The following is a 23,087-nucleotide window of genomic DNA, read 5'->3' as shown; positions in this document are numbered from 1 at the left end:
AGCCCGCCGGCGGGTTGCACTACTCGTCGTCCGGGTCGGCCGGGACCGGGTCGCCGCCGCGGATCATGAACAGCACCGACTCCAGCTCCTCCGGCTTGATCATCACGTCGCGGGCCTTGGAGCCCTCCGACGGGCCGACGATCCCCCGGCTCTCCAGGAGGTCCATCAGGCGGCCCGCCTTGGCGAAGCCGACCCGGAGCTTGCGCTGCAGCATCGACGTCGAGCCGAACTGGGACGTCACGATCAGCTCCGCCGCCTGCAGCAGGACGTCCAGGTCGTCCCCGATGTCCGGGTCGATCTCCTTCTTCTCGCCGGCCTTCTGCGCGGTGACGCCGTCCTGGTAGTCCGGCTGCGCCTGCTCCTTGGCGTAGTTGACGACCGCGGAGATCTCCTCGTCGCCGACGAACGCGCCCTGGATGCGGACCGGCTTGCCGGCGCCCATCGGCAGGTAGAGCGCGTCGCCCATGCCGATCAGCTTCTCCGCGCCCGGCTGGTCGAGGATGACCCGCGAGTCGGTCAGCGACGACGTCGCGAAGGCCAGCCGCGACGGCACGTTCGTCTTGATCAGGCCGGTGACGACGTCGACCGACGGCCGCTGCGTCGCCAGGACCAGGTGGATCCCGGCCGCGCGGGCCTTCTGGGTGATCCGGACGATCGCGTCCTCGACGTCGCGCGGGGCGGTCATCATCAGGTCGGCGAGCTCGTCGACGATCGCCATGATGTACGGGTACGGCCGGTACTCGCGCTCGGACCCGGGCGGCGCGGTGATCTCGCCCGACTTGACCTTCTTGTTGTAGTCGTCGATGTGCCGGACCTTGTTGACCTGCATGTCCTGGTAGCGCTGCTCCATCTCCTCCACCAGCCAGGCCAGCGCGGCGGCGGCCTTCTTCGGCTGGGTGATGATGGGCGTGATCAGGTGCGGGATGCCCTCGTACGGCGTCAGCTCGACCATCTTCGGGTCGATCAGGATCATCCGGCACTCGTCCGGCGTCGCCCGCGCGAGCAGCGACACCAGCATCGAGTTGACGAAGCTCGACTTACCGGAACCGGTCGAACCGGCGACCAGGAGGTGGGGCATCTTCGTCAGGTTCGCGGTGACGAAGTGGCCCTCGATGTCCTTGCCGAGGCCGATCACCATCGGGTGGTTGTCCTTGACCGTGGTCGGCGCGCGCAGGACGTCACCCAGGCGGACCATCTCGCGGTCGGAGTTCGGCACCTCGATGCCGACCGCGGACTTGCCGGGGATCGGCGCCAGCAGCCGGACGTTGTCGGTGGCCACCGCGTACGCGATGTTCTTGGTCAGCGCGGTGATCTTCTCGACCTTGACGCCCGGGCCGAGCTCGACCTCGTACCGGGTGACGGTCGGACCGCGGGTGAAGCCGGTGACCTGCGCGTCGATGCTGAACTGCTCCAGCACGCCGGTGATCGCCTCGATCATGGCGTCGTTGGCCTTGCTGCGGGACTTCGGCGCGTCGCCGAGCTTCAGCAGGTCGGGCGGTGGCAGCTGGTAGTCGCCCTCCACCGTCCGGGTGACCGCCAGTGGGGGTTCCGCGGCCTTCTTCGGCTTCTTCTCGGGCACCTCGGCGGGCGGTTTGGGCAGCGCCTTCGGCGGCTTGATCGGCGTCGGCAGCTCGGCGAGCGCGGCGTCGATGTCCAGCTGCTCGGGGTTCGCGTCGCTGGCCTGGCGGCGCCGCGACGGCTTGCGCAGCCGCGCGGACTTCGGGTCGGCCTCGGTGACGGCGTCTTCGTCGGTCGCGAAGCCGGCGCCCTCGGCCTCGGCGATCTCTTCCTCGTCGAGGCCCCAGTTGCGCAGCCGGTGCGGGATCTCGCGGACCGGGGTGCCGGTGAACACGAGCACGCCGAAGACCAGCGCGAGGATGAGGATCGGTACGGCGACCCAGGTGGTGACGCCCATGGTCAGCAGGCCGCCGGAGAAGGCGCCGATGACACCGCCGGCGTACATCCGGCCGTCGTTGGTGGCCGGGAGCGCGGTGAAGATGTGCAGCATCCCGAGCACGGACAGGACGACCATGATCGTGCCGATGACCATCCGCGGCCGCGTCTCGGGGTGCGGCTCGGAGCGCATCAGCGCGACGGCCACGACCACGAGGACCAGCGGAAGCGTCACGGCCCCGGCACCGAGAACGGACCGGGTGGCGATCTCGACCCCGGCCCCGATCGGCCCGGCGGCCCGCCACCAGACCCCGACGGCCGCGACGATGGCCAGGGCGATCAGGCCCAGCGCCAGGCCGTCACGGCGGTGTTCGGCCTCGAGCTCGCGGCTGCGGCCGACCGTCCTGGCCAGCGTGCCGATGCCCTTGGCCAGCAGGTTCCAGGTGCCGCGGAGGCCCTTCCCGAAGATCCCGGGCGTCTTGCGGCGCGAGCGGGGGGCGGGCTTGCGAGCGGACGACGTACGTGGCTTCGCGGGTGTACGCGGCTTACGCGCCGCTGCCCCCTTGGCGCCGCTTCCCGTGCTTCGCTTCCTCGTCGCCGACCCAGCCATGCCCTCAACGTTAACTGGCATTGCCAGTTAGCCCCATGCGCCACTCTCAGCGCAGGGTGAACTTCTGCCTCACATCCGGGCACGCGCGGCCATCCGGGTGAACGCCCCCAAGGCCGCCTTGGGTGCGTCAGACGCACCGAAGGCCACCTTGGGGCGCTTGGGGTGAACCGATCCGGCCAGTGCACATCCGGGTGAATCCGGCGTCTGCCATGCTCTGCCCCATGGTCGCGCTGCACTCCGACAACACCTCTCGCCGGGCCCCCGCCATCTGGCGGACCATGCTGAACATCGACCGGGGGCTGGTGAACCTGGTCGGCCGGCTCACGGTGTCCGGCCGGATCCCGGCGCAGCTGCGCGGCCGGCCGCTGCTCATGACCGCGAACCACATCGGCGTGTTCGACGCGTTCGTCCTGATGGCCGCGTGCAAGCGGATCGGCATCAACCCGCGGTTCATGCTGGCCGGCGGCATCCTGGACGCCCCGGTCATCGGCCCGGCGCTGCGGGTCAGCGGCCACCTGCGGGTCGACCGGAAGGTGGCCGCGACCGCCGTCGGGCAGTTCACCGAGGCCGTCGAAGCGCTCAAGACCACGCGCGAGCCGATCATCGTCTACCCGGAGGGCCGGATCAGTCACGACCCGGGCCTGTGGCCGGAGCGTGGCAAGACCGGCGCGGCGCGGCTGGCGCTGGCGGCGGGCGTGCCGGTGATCCCGATCAGCCAGTGGGGCGCGCACGAGGCCGTCTACTGGGGCACCGAGACCGTCAACGGCCCGGCCGACCTGCTCCCGCTCGCCCGCTCCGGGCTCAGCGCGCCGCTGCGGCGGCCGAAGTTCCGGGTGCACTTCGGCGACCCCGTCGACCTGTCGGAGGTCGAGCCGGAGCGGCCCGGCGCCGGGGTCCGGGCGCACGCGAAGATCATGCAGGCGATCACCGACGGCCTGATCCCGCTGCGCGCGGGCGAGCTCGACCGGCCCCGCTTCCACGACCCGACGCGGCCGACCGACACCGTCAGCCCGTGGAAGCCTCAGCAGCCGAAGTCCGGATCCTGAGACGCCGCCGCGGCTGCCCCTAGAGTCGGCGGACGTGAGCACACGGATACTCGTCGTCTACTACAGCTCGACCGGGAACACCGCCGCCCTCGCCGAAGCTCTTGGTGCGGGGGCCCGCGAGGCCGGCGCCGACGTGCGGGTGCGGACCGTGCCGGAGACGGCGCCCGCCGAGGCCATCGCGCAGAACCCGCGCTGGCAGGCCTGGATCGACTCGGGCCCGCACCACGCGCTGGCCACGCTCGACGACCTCGTGTGGGCCGACGGGCTCGCCGTCGGCAGCCCGACCCGGTTCGGCGGCCCGGCCGCCCAGCTGAAGTCCTATTTGGACAGCACGGGTGGGTTGTGGGCGCAGGGAAAGCTGGCCGACAAGGTCGCGACGTCGTTCACGACGGCGTCCACCCGGCACGGCGGCCTGGAGTCGACGCTGCTGGCGATCAACAACGTCTTCTACCACTGGGGCGCGATCGTGGTCCCGCTCGGCTACACCGACCCGCACCTGATGGAGTCCGGCAACCCGTACGGCGGCTCGTTCGTGTCCCGCAAGTCGGCGGCGCCGGACGAGCTGGCCCTCGGCGCGCTGCGCGTGCAGGGACGGCGGCTCGCGACGATCACGACGCACGTCGCGACCGGGCTGAAGCGGACCGAGTAACCGCGAAAACCGTTTTGGCAGTGATGCGCCGGGCCCTACAGTCGCGGTGGTGACCACCGAGCTGCCCGTCCTCGCACCTCCCCGGGTCGCCCACCGCGGCCGCGGGACCACGCTCGTCCTGCTCGCGGCGCTGTTCTTCAGCACGTCGGGCACGCTGGGCAAGTCCGCGATGTCCGCCGGCTTCAGCCCCGAGCAGGTGGCCGCGATGCGGATCGGGCTCGCCGGGCTCGTGCTGCTCGCCGGGGTGGCGCTGGTCGCGCCGAAGAAGCTGCGGGTGCGCCGGGCCGAGCTCCCGGTACTGGCCGGTTACGGCCTGCTCGGCGTCGCCGGCGTGCAGCTGCTCTACTTCGTCGCCGCGGGCCGGATCCCGGTCGGCATCGCGATCCTGCTGGAGTTCATCTCGCCGGTGCTCATCGCGCTGTGGGTGCGGTTCGTGCGGCGGCACCGGCTGCCGCGGTCGGTGTGGGGCGGCATCGCGCTGGCGATGGTGGGGCTGTCGCTGGTCGCCCAGGTCTGGCAGGGCGTCACGCTGAACGGCGTCGGGCTGCTGGCCGGCTTCGGCGCGGCACTGTGCTCGGCCGGGTACTTCCTGCTCGGCGAGCGCGCGGTGGCCGACATCGACCCGCTGGGCCTGGTCACCTGGGGCATGGTGATCGGCGCGGTCCTGGTCAGCCTGGTCGCGCCGCCGTGGACGTGGCCGGTCGAGCTGCTCGCCGTGGACGTCGAGTTCGGCGCCTGGCACCCGCCCGTGTGGCTGCTGATGGTCCTGCTGGTCCTGGTCGCGACGGTGCTCGCCTACGTCTGCGGGATCTCGTCGCTGCGGCACCTGCCCGCATCGGTGGCGAGTGTGCTCGGCCTGGTCGAGCCCGTGATCGTCACCGTCACGGCGTGGGCGCTGCTGGGCGAAGAGCTCACTTGGCTGCAGCTGCTCGGCTCGGCGATCCTGCTCGGCGGCGCGTACCTGGTGCAGCGGAAGTCGGAGATCCTGACGAGCTGATGTCCGCGTTGCGCTGCCCAGGCTGGGCCCCTTCGTGGATAGTCAGCCGCCCGCGATCCGGCTCAGCGCCCCGAAAAACACGTCCGTGATCTTCGCCGGGTCCGGGGCCAGGAACGCCTGGCCACCGGTCGCCGCGGTCAGCTGGTCCAGTTCCGCCTTGTCCGCGTCCGGGCCGACGCCCACGCCGATCAGCGGGATCGGGCGGCGGGGGTCCTGCAGCTTCGCGAGCTCCGTCAGCAGGTCCGGGCGCGAAATCCCGCGCGGGTCCTCGTTTTTGCCGTCCGTCAGGACGATCACCAGGTTGAGCCGGCCCGGCTCCCACTCGCGGCGCGCCGTCCGGTACGTGTCCAGCACGCTGTCGTACAGCCCCGTCCCGCCGTCCGGGGTGGCCTTCACCTGGGCGAGCTTGTCCAGCGCACCGCTCGCCAGGTGCTGGGCCACCGGGGCCATCGGCAGCAGCTCGCGGTAGTCCTTGTCGCCGTCCAGGCGGGTCGAGAACGCCAGCATCCGCAGCTGGGTCGTGGGCTTGAACAGGTGCAGCGCCTTCGCCGTCGCCTGCATCGAGAGCTGCATCCGGTTCAGCCCGGTCCCCGGCACCTGCGCGTTCATCGACCCCGACACGTCGACGAGCACCTGCACCCGCGCGCTCAGGTTGATCCCGGCCCACTGGTTGAGCAGCTCGTCGACAGTCGCTGCGGGCGGCATGTTCGCGGCCCGGAAACCGGCGGGCGACACCCGCGGGTCGTCGGCGTGCTCTCGCAGGGCCTGCCCGCCCGCCGCGCGCAGGCCCGTCTTCGCGATGGCCTCCGCGCCCGCGTCGCCGAGCGCCGCTTCCCGCAGCGCGGTGACGATCGGGCGCTGCTGCGGTGTGATCCCGCCCAGCTCGGCGAACGGGTAGTCCAAAGTCGGCACCGCGGTCGAGTAGGCAGCGACGAGCGGCGAGGTCGCGTCCTCGATGTTGTGGCGCAGCAACGAGTTCTCCGACACGGGGAAGGTCGACACCGTGGCCGTGCCGCCGCTGCCGCCCGACCCCGGCAGCCGCGCGATCAGGTCCGTCTCCGCGCCGAGCGTGTTGGCCGAGAACTGCCGCAGCAGCGCGACGTACGCGCCCGCCGGCTCGGCGGCCGTCTTGACCGTCTCCTTCAGGCCGAGCAGAGCCAGGGCGCCGACCGACTCGCGCGCCGGGTCGGGCATCCCCGGGACGGCACCCTGCGCGCCCAGGACCTCGGCCCAGGTGGGCGGGTGGTCGGGCCAGCCGATGCCCTTCGCGACGTCCTCGGCGACGGCCAGCACCACCGGCGAGCTGGCCACCGACGCGCCGGTCTCGGGGACGTCCGCCGCGCCGAGCTCGCGGGCCCGGCGCAGCGCGAGGGTCGAGTCCGGCACCCACACCTGCGGCCGCGGGCTGCCGTCGGACATCGCGAGCCGTTCGGCGGCCGCGGCCGCCTCCCGGCTCTGGACTTCGACGCTGCCGCACCCCAGGTCGAGATCACGCGCGACGAGCGAGAGCGCGGGTGCGACGTCGGCGGACGCGGTGACGAGGACTTTCGCCGGGTGCTCGCAGGTGGGCCGGGACTTCACGACCGAAACGGTGATCCACGCCGCGGCCCCGAGGACGACCACGAGACCGGTCGCGACGGTGGGCAAGAGCAACCGGCGTCGCCGTCCGTCCGGCGAGTGACGTCCCATCGGCACGGCCTCTCTTCCCGAGGCGGGATGGGATCAAGGCTAGTCCCCGGTGAAGCGGCGGTTCGTGGTCCAGACGGCGTAACAGGCGGCCTCATACCTGAGGGGGAGGCGGTCCGTCCCGGAGTGGGATGTCCGCGCCCGGCTCGCGCGGAACACTGGGGGCCTGACCGCTTGGGGGTACGCGTGAAACCGACACGAACCGACCAGCGCCGGGCACGCCGGGCGCTGATCCGCCAGACCGTCTCCGTGGCCGTCGCCCTGCTGCTGGCCAAGGGGAAGCGCTAGAAAGCCGTGAAGGCCACCTTGAGGGACTCTGAGTCCCTCAAGGTGGCCTTCACGGCTTTGGCCGGAACTAGACCGGGATGACCGTCGGGACGATCATCGGGCGGCGGCGGTAGGTGTCGGCCACCCAGCGGCCGACCACCCGGCGGACCGCCTGCGCGATGCGGTGGGTGTCGGTGATGCCCTCGGACTCCGTGCGCGCCAGCTCCATCTCCACCAGCGGCACGACGGCGTCGAGCGCCTTCGGGTCGTCGGAGAAGCCGCGGCCGGACACCGTCGGGGCGCTGACCGGGCGCCCGGTGGCGGATTCGATCGCGACGCTGATCGAGATGAACCCGCCCTCGCCGAGGACCAGCCGGTCGGACAAGGTCGACTCGCCGACGTCGCCGACCGAGAGGCCGTCGACGTAGACGTGCCCGACCTCGACGCGGCCGGTGCGGGACGCCTTGCCGTCGATCAGGTCGACGACCACGCCGTCTTCGGCGATCACCACGTTGTCCGCCGCGACGCCGGTGCGGATCGCCAGCTCGGCGTTGGCCTTCAGGTGCTTCCACTCGCCGTGGACCGGCATCACGTTGCTCGGGCGCACCGCGTTGTACAGGTACAGGAGCTCCCCCGCCGACGCGTGACCGGACACGTGCACCTTGGCGTTGCCCTGGTGCACGACGTTCGCGCCGAGCCGGGTCAGGCCGTTGACCACGCCGAACACGGCGGTCTCGTTGCCCGGGATCATCGAGCTGGCCAGCACGACGGTGTCGCCCGCGCGGATCGAGATCTGCCGGTGCTCGCCGCGCGCCATCCGCGACAGCGCCGAGAGCGGCTCGCCCTGGGACCCGGTCGAGACGAACAGGACCTTGCTCTCCGGCAGGTTGCTCGCCTGGTCGAGGTCGACCAGCAGGCCGTCCGGCACGTTGAGCAGGCCCAGCTCGGCCGCGATCCCCATGTTGCGGACCATCGACCGGCCGACGAACGCGATGCGCCGGCCGTGCCGCTGGGCGGCGTCGAGCACCTGCTGGACGCGGTGGACGTGGCTGGCGAAGCAGGCCACGATCACGCGCTGGTCGACGCGGCGGATGACGTCGTCGAGGACCGGGCCGATGTCGCGTTCGGGCATGACGAACCCGGGTACCTCGGCGTTGGTCGAGTCGACGCAGAAGAGGTCGACGCCCTCGTCGCCCAGGCGGGAGAAGCCGGCCAGGTCGGTGAGGCGCCCGTCCAGCGGGAGCTGGTCGAGCTTGATGTCACCGGTGTGCAGCACCACGCCCGCCGGGGTGCGGATGGCCACGGCCAGCGCGTCCGGGATGGAGTGGTTGACCGCGAAGAACTCGAGGTTGAACACGCCGACGTCGCGGCGCTCGCCCTCGCGGACCTGGATCAGCTTGGGCCGCTGCCGGTGCTCCTTGGCCTTCGCCGCGAGCAGGGCGTTGGTGAACTTCGAGCCGTAGATCGGCAGGTCCGGCCGCAGGCGCAGGAGGAACGGGACGGCACCGATGTGGTCCTCGTGCCCGTGGGTGAGCACCAGTCCTTCGATGTCGTCGAGGCGGTCCTCGATCGCGCGGAAGTCGGGCAGGATCAGGTCGACGCCGGGCTGGTCGTCCTCGGGGAAGAGCACCCCGCAGTCGACGATGAGCAGCTTGCCGGCGTACTCGAAGACGGTCATGTTGCGCCCGACCTCGCCGATGCCGCCCAGCGCGACGACGCGCAGGGCCCCGGCGGGCAGTTCGGGCGGGGCGTTGGTAGGGCCTGGACCTGGGGGAAGTGAGCTCACCGAGGCAGGGTCCCAACGCTGGTGTGCGAGGTCGGCGCCACGTAGGCGGCCCTCGAATCTGCTTGTGCCACCCGCTCACCATGCCAGTCCTGGGCCGCCGTGTCGCCCAGCGGCACGCCGCCCTGCCCCAGATCGCCGGCGATCAGGGCGGCCTGCTCGGCCGTCGGGGCGACGATCGGGAGCCGCGGCTCGCCGGCGTCGAAGCCGCGCAGGCGCAGCGCTGTCTTGCTGAACGCGACCCCGCCGACCCGCGACATCGCGCGCAGCACCGGAAGCATGCCGCGGTGGTTGGTGCGCGCGGTGGACGTGTCGCCGTTCTCGTAGGCGTCGATCATCGCGCGGATCCGGCCCGCGACGACGTGACCGATCACACTCACCACGCCGGTGCCGCCGACGGAGATCCAGGGCAGGTTCAGCCCGTCGTCGCCCGAGTAGTACGCGAGGTGGGTGTTGGCGATGACCTCGGAGCCGGCGATCAGGTCGCCCTTGGCGTCCTTGACCGCGACGATCCGCGGGTGCTCGGCCAGCCGCAGCAGCGTGTCGACCTCGATCGGCACGACCGAGCGCGGCGGGATGTCGTAGAGCATCACCGGCAGCCCGGTGGCGTCGGCGACCGCCGTGAAGTGCGCGTGCAGGCCGGCCTGGCTCGGCCGCGAGTAGTACGGGGTCACGACCAGCAGGCCGTGCGCGCCGGCCGCTTCGGCCTGCTTCGCCTGCTCGATGCTGTGCGCCGTGTTGTTGGTGCCCGCGCCGGCCACGACGGTCGCGCGGTCGCCGACGGCCTCGACCACGGCGCGGATGAGCTCCTGCTTCTCCGCGTCGCTCGTGGTCGGGCTCTCGCCGGTGGTGCCGTTGATGACGAGGCCGTCGTTCCCCAGCTCCACGAGGTGCTCGGCCAGCTCCTGCGCCCGCTTCACGTCCAGCGCGCCTTCGGCGTCGAAGGGGGTGACCATCGCGGTGAGCACGCGCCCGAAGGGCCTTCCGGGCGCGGCGGTAGGTGGGTTGGACATGCTGAGACGGTACCCCGTCACGCGGGCGAAAACCGCGCCGACCTGGTCACGTCCGGCGAAGTGCGGAGGATTTCCGTGAGCTTGCCGCTCGTCGCGGAACTTCTACTTGACCTTGGTCACGATCGGCGCGGAGATGGGGCCGCCGTCGGCCTTCGCCAGCACGCAGTAGAACTCGCGCGTCGGGTACTCGCCGCTCTCGGCCGGCATGCTCTGCCACTGCGCCTGCGTCGGCACGAGCGCCCGGTACGTGAGGCCGTCGCGCTTGGTGTCGGGGACGATCGACGAGCGAAACGATGCCGCGCAGCGGGCTTCGGCGGCGGCGGTGACGGCGGCCAGGCCCGGGTAGGCGGCGATCGTCGCGTCGCTGTCGGACCAGTTCGTGGTGCCGATGGCGTCCCCGCTGTCGTAGATCTCGAGGGTGTGGCTTTCCTTGCAGTCGCCGTCGTTCGCGTCGCTGATGACGCCGCCGTCCTGGACCGGGGCGTTGTAGCAGAGGTAGCTCGAACTGGCGTCGACCCGCATCTGCCCGCCGAGGCCGAAGGTCATCGTCGGCAGCTTCTGCTCGTCGGCGGCCGGGGCCTCGAACGCCTTGCCCGCGAAGAACCCGCCGACCAGGGCACCGACGACGAGCACCGCGGCGAGCGAGATCCACAGCGCGCGCAGGTTCTTCTTCGGCGGCTGCGGTGCGATCCGGGTCATGGGGTGGACCATCGCGGTGCCGTTCGGCGGCGTCGGGCGGACGCCCTGCGCCGTGGTCAGCAGGTTCTGCGTCTGGGCGGCGGTGAGGCGCGCGTCGGGGTTCGCGACGAGCAGGCCGAGGATGGCCGCGGCGATCGGGCCCTGGCCGCGGGTCAGGTACGGGATCTCGGTCATGATCGCGTGCAGCGTCGCGGCGGTGGTCGCGCGCTCGAACGGGATCGAGCCTTCGACGGCGAAGAACAGCGTCGCCCCGAGGGACCACAGGTCGGACGCGGGCAGCGCTTCGCGGCCCTCGACGCGCTCCGGCGCCATGAACGCGGGCGAGCCGACGATCATGCCGCTGGTGGTCAGGCGCGGGTCGTCGACGGCGTGGGCGATGCCGAAGTCGGTGAGCTTCACGCGGCCGTCCGGCGCGACGAGGATGTTCGCCGGCTTGACGTCGCGGTGCACGATCCCGGCGGCGTGGGCCGCCTGCAGCGCGGCCAGGACCCGCTCCCCCATCAGCGCGGCCTGCGCGGCGGGCATCGGGCCGCGCTGGCGCACGAGGTCGGCCAGCGAAGGCGCCTCGACGAGCTCCATCACGATGAACGTGGTGCCGCCGTCGGTGACGACGTCGTAGACGGTGACGACAGCCGGGTCGTTGAGCCGCCCGCCGGTGCGCACCTCACGCAGCGCGCGCTCGGAGAAGACGGCGGCCGACTCGGCGTCGGGCAGCCGAAGCTCCTTGACGGCGACCTGCCGGCCGATCACCTGGTCCTGGGCCCGCCACACGACGCCCATGCCGCCCCGGCCGAGCTCACCGAGGAGGGCGTAACGGCCGGCGACAACCCGCTGACCAGGCGTGGCGGGCGCCTGCGGTGGGTACGGCCGGGTCTGTTCGTCGGTCACGGTGCTCCTTCAAGCGGCGGTCGCGCAGATGCTAGTCGGACCGCTCCGGAGCGTTCGGGGTTCCGTGGAATTCGTGACTCAGCGGGGTTCAGCGGGGTGACTTGTACGCCTCGCCGCGGTACGGGATCCACCGGTAGCCGGGGGCGAAGTCGCTGAACGCGGCCCGCTTGCCGGTCGCGGACCAGATGTCTTCGCTGACCACGAGCCCGGGGAAGCGCGTCAGGTCGTTCTCGGCCATCAGCTCGTCGTACGTGCGGAACCCGTCGGTCTCGACCCCGGCGAGCGCGTAGCGGTAGACCGGCGGCGCCGTGCGGAGCATCCAGTAGAGCCGGCGCCCGGCGGCGGTCAGGTTCGTCGCGTCCTCGGCGGACTCGATCCCCTTGTCGCCGAGGTCTTCGGGCGTGACGCCGCACCACCAGCCGGCGCCGCTGTCGGAGAAGATGCGGGTAGACCAGCCCCGGAAGTGGCGCGCGAGGTCCCGGGCGTGGGTCTCCCGCCCGCCGCATTCGGCGTTGAGGGCGAAGATCCAGGCCATGGCCGCGGCCTCCCTGCTCGTGGGCTCACCCGGTGAAGGTCAAGTAGATCAGCACCAGGTTGAGCGCGATGATCACCACCGCGATCAATGATGCCGCGATGGTCGTCAGCCTGCGGTTGGCGTCCGCCCCCATCAGATCACGGTCCGCTGTCAGCCGGATCAGTGGCACCAGTGCGAAGGGGATCCCGAACGACAGCACCACCTGCGAGACGACCAGTGCGGCACTCGGATCGGCGCCGAGGGCGAGCACCACGATCGCCGGGGTGAGCGTCACCAGACGGCGCAGGACCAGCGGAATCCGCTTGTGCAGCAACCCTTGCATGATCATCGCGCCCGCGTACGCGCCGACCGAAGTCGACGCCAGGCCCGAGGCCAGCAGGCCGATCGCGAACATCAGGGCGATGCCCGGGCCGAGCGCCACCCCGACCGCGCGGTGCGCGCCCTCGATGCTGTCGACGCCCTCCTGGCCCTGCAGGTTCGTCGCGGCGAGCAGCAGCATGCCGAGGTTCACCGCGCCGGCCAGCAGCATCGCCAGGCCGACGTCGGCGCGGGTGGCGCGCAGCAGCCGGCGGCGGGTGGTGACGTCCGGGAGGCCGTGCCGGTCGCGGACCAGGCCGGAGTGCAGGTAGACGGCGTGCGGCATGACGGTCGCGCCCAGCATCGCGGCGGCGATCAGGACGCTGCCGGCGCCGTCGAACTTCGGCACCAGTCCGCCGAGCGTGCCCGCCGCCGACGGCGGCTCGACGAACAGGCTGGCCAGGAAGCCGACCGCGATGACCAGCAGCAGGCCGGTGACGACGCGCTCGAACGTCCGCTGCCCGCCGCGGTCCTGGACCGCCAGCAGCGTCAGCGAGACGGCGCCGGTGATCAGGCCGCCGAGGACCAGCGGCAGGTCGAACAGCAGGTAGAGCGCGATGGCGCCGCCGACGACCTCGGCGAGGTCGGTGGCGATGGCGACCACCTCGGCCTGCAGCCAGTAGGCCAGCCGCGCAGGCCGGGACAGCCGGGCGCGCAGGGCCTCCGGCAGCGACATCCCGCTGACCAGGCCGAGCTTCGCCGACAGGTACTGCACGAGCACGGCCATCAGGTTCGCCGCGACGATCACCCAGACCAGCAGGTAGCCGTAGCGGGCGCCGGCGCTGATGTTGGAGGCGACGTTCCCGGGGTCGACGTAGGCGATCGCGGCGACGAACGCCGGGCCCAGCAGGGCCGACCCGGTGCGCAGGCGCGTCGCGAGTCTCGGCCGGTCAGCCTCGGTGACCGCCATGGCGCCTGCCTCTCAACCGGATGTCGGGGACCCCAAATCGAAGTTTAGGCATGCCGAACTTTCGATTTCAAGGGTGACGGCTCCCACCCTCGCCTCCGGGTACCCGAGCTCAGGGGTGCGCGACCTCGTGGCCGGACTCGCGCAGCGCCTTCACCGCGTGGCCGAGGTCGGTGGCGCGGACCAGGATGTGGTCGGTGTCGAACGTCGACATCGAGAACAGCGCGACCCCGGCCGCGGCCAGCTCCGAGGCCAGCGCGGCGATGATGCCGGTGAGCGTGAACTCCAGCGGCCCGCGGACCGACAGCAGCCGCCAGCCGTCCTCGGAGGCCGTGCCGCCGGACGGTTCACGTCCGGCCGGGCAGATCACGGACAGCTCTTCGGGCGTCCGGGTCACCGAGACGAACGCGGGCTCGCCGGGGGCGAGGAGCTCGGCGGGCACCGGGGCGTCGGCAGGCAGCCGCACGACCGCGTACTCACCGGGCCGGACATCGATCGCGAGACGCTTCATCAGCCTTCGAACACCTTCGGGCTCGTAGCGATCTCGGTGCCGTCCGGCAGCGTCGAGATGGTGAAGTCGGCGAACACGTTCGCCGCGGCCTTCTGCAGGTGCCGCAGGCACTCCACGGCCAGTTCGCGGATCTCGACGTCGGCGTGCTCGGTGGCGCGCATCGCGACGAAGTGGCGCCAGGCCCGGTAGTTCCCGGTGACGACGATGCGGGTCTCGGTCGCGTTCGGCAGCACGGCCCGCGCGGCCTGGCGGGCCTGCTTCCGGCGCAGGGTCGCGCTCGGGACGTCGGCGAACTTCTCTTCGAGGCCGGCCAGGAGCTCGGTGTAGGCGTCGACGCTCGCCTGTGCCGCGGCGAGGAACTTCTCGTGCAGCACGGGGTCGTTCGCGATGACGTCCGGTTCGACGATCTCGGCCTCGCGCTCGGGCACGTACCGTTGGGAGAGCTGCGAGTACGAGAAGTGGCGGTGCCGGATCAGCTCGTGGGTCAGGGAGCGCGAGATGCCGGTGATGTAGAAGGTCACCGAACCGTGTTCCAGCACCGAAAGGTGGCCGACGTCGATGATGTGCTCGAGGTAGCCGGCGTTGGTCGCGGTGGCGGGGTTCGGCTTCTTCCAGGACTGGTAGCAGGCGCGGCCGGCGAACTCCGCGAGTGCCTCGCCGCCGTCCGCGTCGGTCGTCCACGGGACGTCCGCGGGCGGGAGGAACTCCGTCTTCGCGATCAGCTGCACCCTCGGTGACACGGTTTCGGCCACGTACGCACTTCCTTCCGCAGGCTCCCCCGGCAGCCTAACCGCGCGGAGGCGCCCACTCCCGGGGGACACGTGACAGCACCGGCCTCCTTGACTGACACCACGAATGACGTCATAGTGGCGTCATGGACCTGACGCCGTACATCGCCAACCTTCGCGAGGACCTCGCGAACACGGCTGCCGCCGGGGACGAGCACACCCGGCGGGCGGCCGCGCTGCTGTCTTCCGCGCTCGAACCCGCCGTCCGCCTGACCCTGATGAACGCCCTCGCCGACCTCGCCGCCGAGGTCACAGCGGCTTTGCCCGGCCAGGTGGTCGACGTGCGGCTGGACGGCCGGGACGTCCGCGTGGTCGTTTCGGGAGCCGCCGAGGAGGCGGCGCCGCGCGCGACACCACGTGACACCACGCCGCCACCACCGATCGACACCGGTGACATCTCGCGCATCACGCTGCGCCTGGTCGAGCAGATCAAGGGCCAGGCCGAGCGCGCGGCGCAGGCGCAGGGCGTCTCGCTGAACACGTTCGTCTCCCAGGCCGTCCAGGGCGCACTGGGACACGGTTCGCTCGGCGGCGGCAGCAAGCACCACGGCAAGGGCGAGCGGCCCGGGTCGCACCTGCACGGCTGGGTCGAAGGCTGAGGGGATCGAAGATGAGTGACGAAGAGACGACACCGGCCGAAGAGACGGCCACACCCGCGGAGGAGCCCGCTCCCCGCGACGACCTGGTGCGGATCGACGAGTTCGAGACCGGCGTCCCGCTGGAGCTCGACATCGGCGTGACGATCGGCCGCGTCGAGGTCGTCCTGGAAGGCGACTCCGGCGCCCGCGTCGAGCTGCGGCACGACCAGGGCGAACAGCAGCCGTGGGTCGCGGGGGTCAACAGCCTGCTGTCCTGGGTCGGCGAGCGCTTCGGCGACCAGCTCGGGGTCGACCCGTCGGGGGCCAACCCCGCCGACGCGGTGCGGCAGAGCCGGATCGAGAAGCTCGGCAACCGCCTGGTCGTCCAGGCTCCGAAGGCGTGGCAGCTGCGCAACGTCGCGCTGTCGGTGACCGTGCGCGCCCCGGCGGGCTCGCACGTCGAGGTGCGGGCCGGCGCGGCGGACGTCACCGTGACCGGCTCGGCCGGCCGGGTCGACCTGCTGACCGGCTCGGGCGAGGTCAAGCTCGACCGCGCCGACGGCTCGGCGACGGTCCGCACCGGCAGCGGCGGCATCAAGCTCGGCCCGACGCTCGGCGGGCTGCAGCTGCGCAGCGGCAGCGGCCACGTCGAGGCGTCGTCGATCGCCGGCTCCGCGACGCTGGCCACCGGCACCGGCGACGTCTGGCTGGGCGCGGTGTCGGGCGAGGTGATGGCCCGCACGGGCAGCGGCGACCTGTCGGTGGCCGACGCGGGGTCGGGCTCGCTCGACCTGATCACCGGCTCCGGCGAGGTCCGCATCGGCATCCGCGGCGGCACGGCCGCCGAGGTCGACCTGACCTCCAGCGGCGGCCGGGTGTCCAGCGAGCTGGACGTCGCCGACAGCGCCCCCGATGGCGGAGTGAAGCTGAAGGTGCGAGCCCGCACGGGCTCCGGCAACGCCGTGGTGACGCGCGCGGCCGGCTGAGGAAAAGGGGGTGACGGGCCGTTCCCGGTGGGGGTTTCCGGGAACGGCCCGTTTCTTTGCGGTCGTGCGGTCCGGCGGAGTTTTTCGGCCGGGTCCGGCTCACGCACCCAACGCCACATCGGGGCGCTTCAGCGCACCAGTTTCGCCAGCGGCCGAGCCAGTTCTCCGCGGGTACCCACCGCAACACCGGACAGGCCCAGCCACTCCGCCATGTGCCGCAGCTCCGCCGCCAGCTCCGGGAGCACCCGCGCCACGTCCGCGCCCTCCTCGGCGAATGCTCCCTGGACCCGCAGTACCCCCGCCGCGCGGTCGGACTTCAGGTCCACCCGCGCCACCAGTGAACCGTCCAGCAGGAACGGGAACACGTAGTACCCGTACACCCGCTTCGGCTCCGGGACGTAGATCTCGATGCGGTAGCGGAACCCGAACAGCCGCTCCGTGCGGGCGCGTTCCCAGATCAGCGGGTCGAAGGGGCACAGCAGCGCCCGGCCCGTCACCGCGCGCGGCGTGCGCGCCTCCGTGTGGCGGTACGCCGTCGCCTTCCAGCCGTGGACCGCCAGCGGCTCCAGGACTCCCGACTCCACCAGCTCCGACACCGCCTGGCGCGCCGGGGCCGGGCCGAGGCGGTAGTAGTCGCGCAGGTCCGTCTCCGTCGCCACGCCGAGCGCCCGCGCCGAACGCTCTATCAGCCCGCGCGCGCCTTCCTCCGCGGAGACCGACCGGGACAGGATCTCCGGCGGGACCACCCGCTCGGTGAGGTCGTAGAGCCGTTCGAACGAGCGGCGCGTACCCGTCGTCAGCTGGCCGATGCCGAACAGGTACTCGCAGACGCGCTTGACCTCCGAGCGCTCCCACCACGAGCCCGGGCCGCGGTGCTGCGCGTCCGCCGCCACCTCGCGCTCGATGCCGCCCGCGCCGATCGGGCCCAGCTCCTTCACCACCGACAGGATCTCCTCGACCAGCCCGGGCGACTTCTCGATCAGCGGCCCGTAGTGCTTCCACCAGCCGTCACGCTTCGCGCCCGAACGGATCAGCGGCCAGTCCTCGACCGGCAGGAGGCTCGCCTCGTGCGCCCACGTCTCGACCAGCATCCTGGGCTGGCGAGCCGAATGCGACCACGCCGCGCTGTCCAGCAACGCGGGCTCGTACGCCCCCAGCCGCGAGAACACCGGCATGTAGTGCGCCCGGACCGCGACGTTCACCGAGTCCAGCTGCAGCAGTTGGACGCGCGAAAGCACGCGTTTCAGGTGCCGCCGGGACGGCTCGCCGGCGGGACGCGGATCGCTGAAGCCCTGCGCGGCCAGGAAGGTCTTCCGGGCCGTCGCCACACTGATCGTTTGCATGGTCCCGTCATGGTGCCACCCACCACCGACAAAAACGCGTCCCGCTAGATTCAGGACCCATGAGCGACGCCGCCGTCCGCCCCGCCGACCTGTCCGACGCCGCGGAGATCGCCCGCATCCAGCGCGAAACCTGGCACGCCGCCTACGAGGACCTCCTCGGCAAGAACGCCCTGGCCGAACTGGACGCCGCCGACCTCGTCGGCACCTGGACCGAGACCATCGACTACCCCGGCAGCCAGGTCTACGTCGCCACCGAAGGCGAGTTCACCGTCGGGTTCTGCGTCGCGGGCCGAGCGCCCGAAGGCGAGGTCGCCGCTGCCGACGGCAGCCTGCCCGAGGACGCGGAGACCACCGGCCTCGTCGCCACGCTGCTCGTCGAGCCGCGGTGGGGGCGCCGAGGGCACGCCGGACGGCTACTCGCGACGGCCGCCGCGGGCCTGCGGGCCGACGGCGCCACCCGCGGCATCGCCTGGGTCGCCCAGGGCGACCACGCCTCCCTCGGGTTCTACCGCCGGGCCGGCTGGAACCCCGACGCCACCGTCCGCACCCTCGACACCGGCGACCGCATGGTCCGCGAGGTCCGCCTCACCGGCACCCTCGACCTCGGGCTCGCCTGAGTCGCGGAAGATCACCCACCGCATCACGGCGTACATGAACACGCCCTCGCACGCGCCCGCGAGGACCCGGGACAGGTGGTATTCGACGCCGAGCGCCGTCAAGCCCGCGCCCACACCCAGCAAGAACGCCGCGTAATTGACAGCAATCGCGCCGATGTAAAGCGCCAGCTGGATTCCGACGGCGGCGTGGGAATGGAAGTTGAACGTCCGGTTCAGCGCGAAGCTCAGCCCGAACGCGCAGACGTAAGACAGGGTTATCGCGAGCCACACGGGCCAGCCGAGCACACCGTGGAAAACGGACAGCAGCCCCAGATCGATGCCGAACGTGCAGCCGTTGATGAGGCAGAAGCCGAGAAACGTCGGCGCCACGACCCGCGACAGACCCAGTGGCAGTACGCGCACGATCGCCCGGCAGAGGGCGCCGAATCGGTCAGCGGGCGTTCGGGAAAGGTCGGCGGCCACCCGCTCAGCGTGGCAAGGGAAGGTGACCGGAGGCCGTCTTGCAGGTGATCTTCTGGGGCGACCCCCCTACCGCATAGGGGGGTTAACCCCCGTGACTCCGCGTTTCGAACTGATAACTTGGAGGAACACGAAAGAGCGCGGGAGGTGACACGATGAGCTGGATCCTGCTGACGCTAGGGGTTGCGTTCGGTTCGGCCATCGTGCCGCTGATCAACGCCGAAGTGTTCCTGATCGGGCTGTGCGCGAGCCAGCCCGGGCTGCACTGGCTGTGGCTCGGCGCGGCGGTGGCCCTCGGGCAGATCGCCGGGAAGACGCTCTATTTTCTCGCCGCGCGCGGCACGATCAAGCTGCCGAAGCCGCTGCACGACCGCCTCCACCGCGAGCGGCCGATGACCGCCCGGCGCGTGCGCTGGGAACTGCGGACCAAGCGGCTGCGCGGCTGGATCGACCGGCTGCGCGAGCGCTGCCACCGGCACCCGCACTGGATGGCCGGCACCTACGGGGTGAGCTCGCTGGTGGGCCTGCCGCCGTTCATGGCGACGAGCGTGCTGGCCGGCGTGGTCCGGATGCGGCTCGTGACGTTCCTGACCACGGGCTTCGCTGGAAGGTGGATCCGCTTCAGTTTGATAGCCGCTTCACCCGCGGTGTTCGCGGGCTGGCTGCACCACTGAAATTTCAGTGGTGTTGCGCTGTCCAGGCCGCGCGGGCGACGGTGCATTCGCTTAGGTGACGGACTTTCGTGTCCCGCACGCCGACGGCTTCGGTGAGCAGAACCTCAACGCATTCGTCTTTGGCGGGGTCCGCCGGGAAGTCGTAGAGGGCGAACGTGCCGATCTTGCCCGGGTGATAGCCCACATCGGCTGGCACAATGCGAACGCGCATCCTGAATTTCCGCGCTTCGCGTGCTTCGCGCAGCGAAGCAGACAACGCCCGCGCACCAGGGGAAGCAGAGGTCGGTTTCATGCGGGAGATGGTGCGAAGAGCCGTCATTTCCCGAATGAACGGCAACTGTAAGCGAATTGCCCCACCAAAGCACCGCAGGCCGCGACCGCGAAAGCCCACCCGCCGATCGGTTCGGCCAGCACGGCCACCAGGAAACAGAAAGCCGCGAACCCGCCGAGTCCGCGGAGCACGCCCCGCATCGTCGCGGCCGCCGCGCGCGGGCCGCCCTGCGCCAGCGTGAACACCGCCACCACGCTCAGCGCGGTCGGGAACGGCGCCAGCACCCCGGTGAGGCCGGGCCCCAGCCGCCCGGCGGCGGCGGTCACCGCCAGGACGAGTCCCGCGGTCACCACCGCCCGGGCGGGCAGGTCCCACCACGGCAAGGTCACCGGCCCGGCCCCACCCGGCAACGAACGGCCCTCGCCGGGCACCGGCCCGACCTCGCGCGGCACCAGCCTGCCCTCGGGAGGGACCGACCCGATCTCACCCGGTACCGGCTCGCCCTCACCCAGCACCGGCTCAACCACGCCGCGCGCAGGCCCAAAGTCACCCGCCACCGGCCCAAAGTCACCCAGCACCGGCAGAAGCCGCGAACCCGCCCAAGCCGCAGCCAGGGCCAACCCCAACGCGACCCACGCAGGCACCGGCACATAAGACAGCGCCAAGTCCAACGACAAGCACACCAGCCAACCCAGCAGCACCGTGCCCGTCCAGCTCCGCACCCGCGCCACCCGCGCGAAGACCACCGCGAACGCGGCCAGCGACACCAGCCCCAGCAACGACGCCGACGCCGCCCGTGCCACGAACGTCCGGCCGTGCTCCAGGTATGTGATCAGCAGGATCGGCCCCGCCACCAGGGGCAACGCGACCAGCAAGCCGGTCAGGCCCGGCCCCCAGCGCCGGCCGGCCAGGGATGAGCCGACCACCAGCAGCGGTGCCAGGACGAGCTTCAAAAGCAGCGTCACCGGGTCCAGTCTGCCGGACTCAGCGGTCGGCGGCTTCCAGCTCCACGGCCTTCTTCATCGTCTCGCGGGCCCGTCGCCGGTCACCCGCGATGTCGTAGGCGTACGCCAGCTTGTACCACGTGCGCCAGTTCTCCTGGTCCGCCTCGACCTCCGCGCGGCGGTCCTGGAACCACGCGTCGGCCGCGTCGCGGTCCACCCGGCCGGATGGCCGGCGCGGCAGGTCCGAGACGTCCGGGAGCGCGTTCTCCTCGTCGAGCCGGCGGGACAGCCGCTGGATCTGCAGGCCGTTGCGCCAGGTCACGACGACGATCCAGATGCCCAGCAGCGGCAGCAGCAGCACGCCGATCCCGAGCGCGATGCCCGCCGCGGTCCCCGACCGGAACAGCGCGAACGCCCGGTCGGCCAGCAGGACCAGGTAGACGACCAGCGCCGCCGTCATCAGCAGCGCGACGTTACGAGCCTTCACAGGTCGAGGACGTTTTCCAGCCCGACCGTCAGGCCGGGCCGCGCCACCACCGTGCGCACGCCGAGCAGCACGCCCGGCATGAACGACGTCCGGTCGAGCGAGTCGTGGCGGATGGTCAGGGTCTCCCCCTCGCCGCCGAACAGGATCTCCTCGTGCGCCACGAGTCCCGGCAGCCGGACCGAGTGCACCCGGACGTCCTCGACCGAGGCGCCGCGGGCGCCGTCCAGCTCGGACGTCGTCGCGTCGGGCCCCGGCGTCACGCCGGCCTCCGCGCGCGCCGCGGCGATCATCCGCGCGGTGTGCGCGGCGGTCCCCGACGGCGCGTCGGCCTTGCGGTTGTGGTGCAGCTCGATGATCTCGGCGGAGGCGTAGAACTTCGCCGCCTGGGCCGCGAACCGCATCGCCAGAACCGCGCCGAGCGCGAAGTTCGGCGCGATCAGCACGCCCAGCGACGGAGACGGCTCCAGCATCGAACGCAGCAAAGCCAGCCGCTCCTCACTGAAGCCCGTCGTGCCGACCACCGCGTGGATGTCGTGCGAGATCAGGTACTTCACGTTGTCCATCACCGCGTCGGGGTGCGTGAAGTCGACGACGACCTGAGCCCCGGCCAGCGCCGCGAAGTTGTCACCCGCATCGAGCGCGGCGATGAGCTTCATGTCCGGAGCGCCTTCGACGGCCTTCACCACCGTCGCACCCATCCGGCCGCGCGCACCGAGCACACCGACGTTGATGGTCATGAAGCGATCACCTCGTGCAGATCGTCCGGAAGGTCGTCGGCGTGAGCGTACGGCCCCACGACCGCCGCCGCCGAGACCCCGCCCGGCCGCGCGAACAAAGTGCGAGCGAGCGCACACACCTCGTCGGTGGTGACGGCGTCGATGCGCGCGATCGTGTCGTCGACACCCAGGTAGCGGCCGTAGTTGAGCTCGCTCTTGCCGATCCGCGACATCCGCGACGACGTGTCCTCCAGGCCCAGCACGAGCCCGCCGCGCAGCTGGCCCTTGGCGCGGGCCACCTCGGCGTCGGTCAGGCCGTCGACGCCGACCTTGTCGAGCACCTCGCGGATGACGCCGGCGACGTCCCCGAGCTTCTCCGGCTGGCAGCCCGCGTACACGGCCATGTGCCCGGTGTCCGCGTAGCTCGCGACGGACGAGTAAACCTGGTAGGCCAGACCGCGCTGCTCGCGGATCTCCTGGAACAGGCGCGAGGACATGCCGCCGCCGAGCGCCGCGTTGAGCACCGAAAGCGCGAAGCGACGGTCGTCGTGGCGCGACAGCGACCGCAGGCCGAGCATGACGTGCGCCTGCTCGGTGTCGTCGGTGTGCAGGGCGAGCTTCGGGACGGTCTTGATCCGGGCGCGGCCCTCTCGCGGCGCGAGCGGCGTGGCATCTCCCGCCAACCGGTCGCGAAGAGCCTTGCGCACCAGGCGAAGCACCTGGCCGTGGTCGACGTTCCCGGCCACCGCCAGGACCATCCGCGGCAGCGTGTAGCGGCGCTTGTAGAAGCCCCGCAACGCCGTCGGCGACATCTCGATGATCGACTTCTCGGTGCCCAGCACCGGGCGGCCGAGCGCGTGGTCGCCGAGGATCGCGCTGACGAACGTCTCGTGCAGCAGGTCTTCGGGGTCGTCGTCGCGCATCGAGATCTCTTCGAGGACGACGCTGCGTTCCATGTCCATGTCGCGGTCGGTGCAGAGCGCCTCGAACACGACGTCGGTGACCAGGTCCACGGCCAGCGGGAGGTCGGCGTCGAGCACCTGCGCGTAGTAGCAGGTGTGCTCCTTCGCCGTGAAGGCGTTGAACTCACCGCCGACGGCGTCGACCTCCTCGGCGATCTGCATGGCGTCGCGGTTCTTCGTGCCCTTGAACAGCAGGTGCTCGAGGTAGTGCGCGGCGCCGGCCACCGTGGCCGGCTCGTCGCGGGAGCCGATGCCGACCCACAGCCCGACCGTGGCCGAGCGGGACGCCGGGACGTGCTCGGTGATCACGCGCAGACCGCCGGGCAGGACACTGCGCTTGACGACCGCGCCGTCCGGAGTGGACTCGAGCGTGCGGGTGGTGCCGACGGGCTGCTCGTGCCCGGAAACCTGCCGTGCCATG

Annotated in this window: 22 protein-coding genes and 1 pseudogene; 7 read left to right on the top strand and 16 right to left on the bottom strand. The window is 71.6% G+C overall.

Translation table 11 applies throughout. The features are described from left to right. Positions 1–19: 19 nt before the first annotated feature. Entirely contained in the window at positions 20–2,503 is a 2,484-nt protein-coding gene (locus tag AB0C38_RS09170) for a DNA translocase FtsK (protein WP_360669026.1), read from the bottom strand. Between the two features lie 221 nt (positions 2,504–2,724). Here AB0C38_RS09170 and AB0C38_RS09165 point away from each other — a divergent pair, with 221 nt between their 5' ends. From AB0C38_RS09165 to AB0C38_RS09155, 3 genes are read left to right on the top strand one after another with little or no spacing between them, the layout of a single operon-like run. After that, complete coding sequence (locus AB0C38_RS09165) at positions 2,725–3,549, top strand: lysophospholipid acyltransferase family protein (RefSeq protein WP_360669023.1); 825 nt, start codon at positions 2,725–2,727, stop codon at positions 3,547–3,549. Between the two features lie 34 nt (positions 3,550–3,583). Next, positions 3,584–4,198, top strand: a complete 615-nt coding sequence (gene wrbA / locus AB0C38_RS09160; protein WP_360669020.1) for an NAD(P)H:quinone oxidoreductase — start codon at positions 3,584–3,586, stop codon at positions 4,196–4,198. A gap of 49 nt (positions 4,199–4,247) precedes the next feature. Then, the gene (locus tag AB0C38_RS09155) at positions 4,248–5,195 is read left to right on the top strand and encodes an EamA family transporter (RefSeq protein ID WP_360669017.1); all 948 of its coding nucleotides are present in this window, start codon (positions 4,248–4,250) and stop codon (positions 5,193–5,195) included. A gap of 42 nt (positions 5,196–5,237) precedes the next feature. Here the strand turns inward: AB0C38_RS09155 and AB0C38_RS09150 are convergent, their stop codons facing one another. The 8 genes from AB0C38_RS09150 to thyX form a co-directional block, all read right to left on the bottom strand. After that, on the bottom strand, positions 5,238–6,884 hold the full coding sequence (locus AB0C38_RS09150) for a VWA domain-containing protein (protein WP_360669938.1): 1,647 nt from the start codon (positions 6,882–6,884) through the stop codon (positions 5,238–5,240). A gap of 352 nt (positions 6,885–7,236) precedes the next feature. Then, complete coding sequence (locus AB0C38_RS09145) at positions 7,237–8,934, bottom strand: ribonuclease J (RefSeq protein WP_360669014.1); 1,698 nt, start codon at positions 8,932–8,934, stop codon at positions 7,237–7,239. After that, positions 8,931–9,944 carry a 4-hydroxy-tetrahydrodipicolinate synthase gene (gene dapA / locus AB0C38_RS09140; protein ID WP_360669011.1) on the bottom strand — a complete coding sequence of 338 codons (1,014 nt, stop codon included), beginning with the start codon at positions 9,942–9,944 and terminating at the stop codon, positions 8,931–8,933. The genes AB0C38_RS09145 and dapA overlap by 4 nt, the downstream gene beginning before the upstream one ends. Before the next feature lie 102 nt (positions 9,945–10,046). Further along, positions 10,047–11,531 carry a serine/threonine-protein kinase gene (locus tag AB0C38_RS09135; protein WP_360669008.1) on the bottom strand — a complete coding sequence of 495 codons (1,485 nt, stop codon included), beginning with the start codon at positions 11,529–11,531 and terminating at the stop codon, positions 10,047–10,049. Between the two features lie 88 nt (positions 11,532–11,619). Then, a complete protein-coding gene (locus tag AB0C38_RS09130; protein ID WP_360669006.1) occupies positions 11,620–12,066 on the bottom strand; it encodes a hypothetical protein in 447 nt (148 codons plus the stop codon). A 25-nt stretch (positions 12,067–12,091) separates the two neighbouring features. Then, positions 12,092–13,333: an Nramp family divalent metal transporter gene (locus AB0C38_RS09125; RefSeq protein WP_360669003.1), complete on the bottom strand. Its 1,242-nt coding sequence runs from the start codon at positions 13,331–13,333 to the stop codon at positions 12,092–12,094. 109 nt (positions 13,334–13,442) lie between these two features. Continuing rightward, positions 13,443–13,841, bottom strand: a complete 399-nt coding sequence (locus tag AB0C38_RS09120) for an ACT domain-containing protein (protein WP_360669000.1) — start codon at positions 13,839–13,841, stop codon at positions 13,443–13,445. Further along, positions 13,841–14,593 (bottom strand): FAD-dependent thymidylate synthase, encoded by a 753-nt coding sequence (thyX, locus tag AB0C38_RS09115; RefSeq protein ID WP_360668997.1) that lies wholly within the window; start codon positions 14,591–14,593, stop codon positions 13,841–13,843. The genes AB0C38_RS09120 and thyX overlap by 1 nt, the downstream gene beginning before the upstream one ends. Before the next feature lie 122 nt (positions 14,594–14,715). Between thyX and AB0C38_RS09110 the strand changes: the two genes are divergently transcribed. Beyond that, on the top strand, positions 14,716–15,228 hold the full coding sequence (locus AB0C38_RS09110) for a toxin-antitoxin system HicB family antitoxin (protein WP_360668994.1): 513 nt from the start codon (positions 14,716–14,718) through the stop codon (positions 15,226–15,228). An 11-nt stretch (positions 15,229–15,239) separates the two neighbouring features. Further along, complete coding sequence (locus AB0C38_RS09105; RefSeq protein WP_360668991.1) at positions 15,240–16,193, top strand: DUF4097 family beta strand repeat-containing protein; 954 nt, start codon at positions 15,240–15,242, stop codon at positions 16,191–16,193. A 128-nt stretch (positions 16,194–16,321) separates the two neighbouring features. Here the strand turns inward: AB0C38_RS09105 and AB0C38_RS09100 are convergent, their stop codons facing one another. Further along, a complete protein-coding gene (locus tag AB0C38_RS09100; protein ID WP_360668988.1) occupies positions 16,322–17,536 on the bottom strand; it encodes a crosslink repair DNA glycosylase YcaQ family protein in 1,215 nt (404 codons plus the stop codon). A 59-nt stretch (positions 17,537–17,595) separates the two neighbouring features. Between AB0C38_RS09100 and AB0C38_RS09095 the strand changes: the two genes are divergently transcribed. Then, entirely contained in the window at positions 17,596–18,153 is a 558-nt protein-coding gene (locus AB0C38_RS09095; protein WP_360668985.1) for a GNAT family N-acetyltransferase, read from the top strand. Positions 18,154–18,219: 66 nt separating this feature from the next. Here AB0C38_RS09095 and AB0C38_RS09090 read toward each other — a convergent pair. Continuing rightward, positions 18,220–18,522 (bottom strand): annotated as a pseudogene (locus AB0C38_RS09090) (GtrA family protein); the annotation flags it as partial. A gap of 245 nt (positions 18,523–18,767) precedes the next feature. Here AB0C38_RS09090 and AB0C38_RS09085 point away from each other — a divergent pair. Next, complete coding sequence (locus AB0C38_RS09085; RefSeq protein ID WP_360668982.1) at positions 18,768–19,286, top strand: hypothetical protein; 519 nt, start codon at positions 18,768–18,770, stop codon at positions 19,284–19,286. A 4-nt stretch (positions 19,287–19,290) separates the two neighbouring features. On the opposite strand, the gene AB0C38_RS09080 is transcribed toward AB0C38_RS09085, so the two are convergent. From AB0C38_RS09080 to AB0C38_RS09060, 5 genes are read right to left on the bottom strand one after another with little or no spacing between them, the layout of a single operon-like run. Beyond that, the gene (locus AB0C38_RS09080; RefSeq protein ID WP_360668979.1) at positions 19,291–19,578 is read right to left on the bottom strand and encodes a DUF397 domain-containing protein; all 288 of its coding nucleotides are present in this window, start codon (positions 19,576–19,578) and stop codon (positions 19,291–19,293) included. A 23-nt stretch (positions 19,579–19,601) separates the two neighbouring features. Beyond that, on the bottom strand, positions 19,602–20,522 hold the full coding sequence (locus AB0C38_RS09075) for a hypothetical protein (RefSeq protein WP_360668976.1): 921 nt from the start codon (positions 20,520–20,522) through the stop codon (positions 19,602–19,604). Between the two features lie 19 nt (positions 20,523–20,541). Next, the gene (locus AB0C38_RS09070; protein WP_360668973.1) at positions 20,542–20,988 is read right to left on the bottom strand and encodes a tetratricopeptide repeat protein; all 447 of its coding nucleotides are present in this window, start codon (positions 20,986–20,988) and stop codon (positions 20,542–20,544) included. Continuing rightward, on the bottom strand, positions 20,985–21,725 hold the full coding sequence (gene dapB / locus AB0C38_RS09065; RefSeq protein ID WP_360668970.1) for a 4-hydroxy-tetrahydrodipicolinate reductase: 741 nt from the start codon (positions 21,723–21,725) through the stop codon (positions 20,985–20,987). The genes AB0C38_RS09070 and dapB overlap by 4 nt, the downstream gene beginning before the upstream one ends. Then, entirely contained in the window at positions 21,722–23,086 is a 1,365-nt protein-coding gene (locus tag AB0C38_RS09060; protein WP_360668967.1) for a pitrilysin family protein, read from the bottom strand. The genes dapB and AB0C38_RS09060 overlap by 4 nt, the downstream gene beginning before the upstream one ends. Position 23,087 lies beyond the last annotated feature (1 nt).

Source organism: Amycolatopsis sp. NPDC048633 (assembly GCF_040650695.1).
Lineage (GTDB): Bacteria > Actinomycetota > Actinomycetes > Mycobacteriales > Pseudonocardiaceae > Amycolatopsis.
Note: the sequence above shows the minus strand (reverse complement) of the source record. Positions and strands in the feature narration are given on the sequence as shown.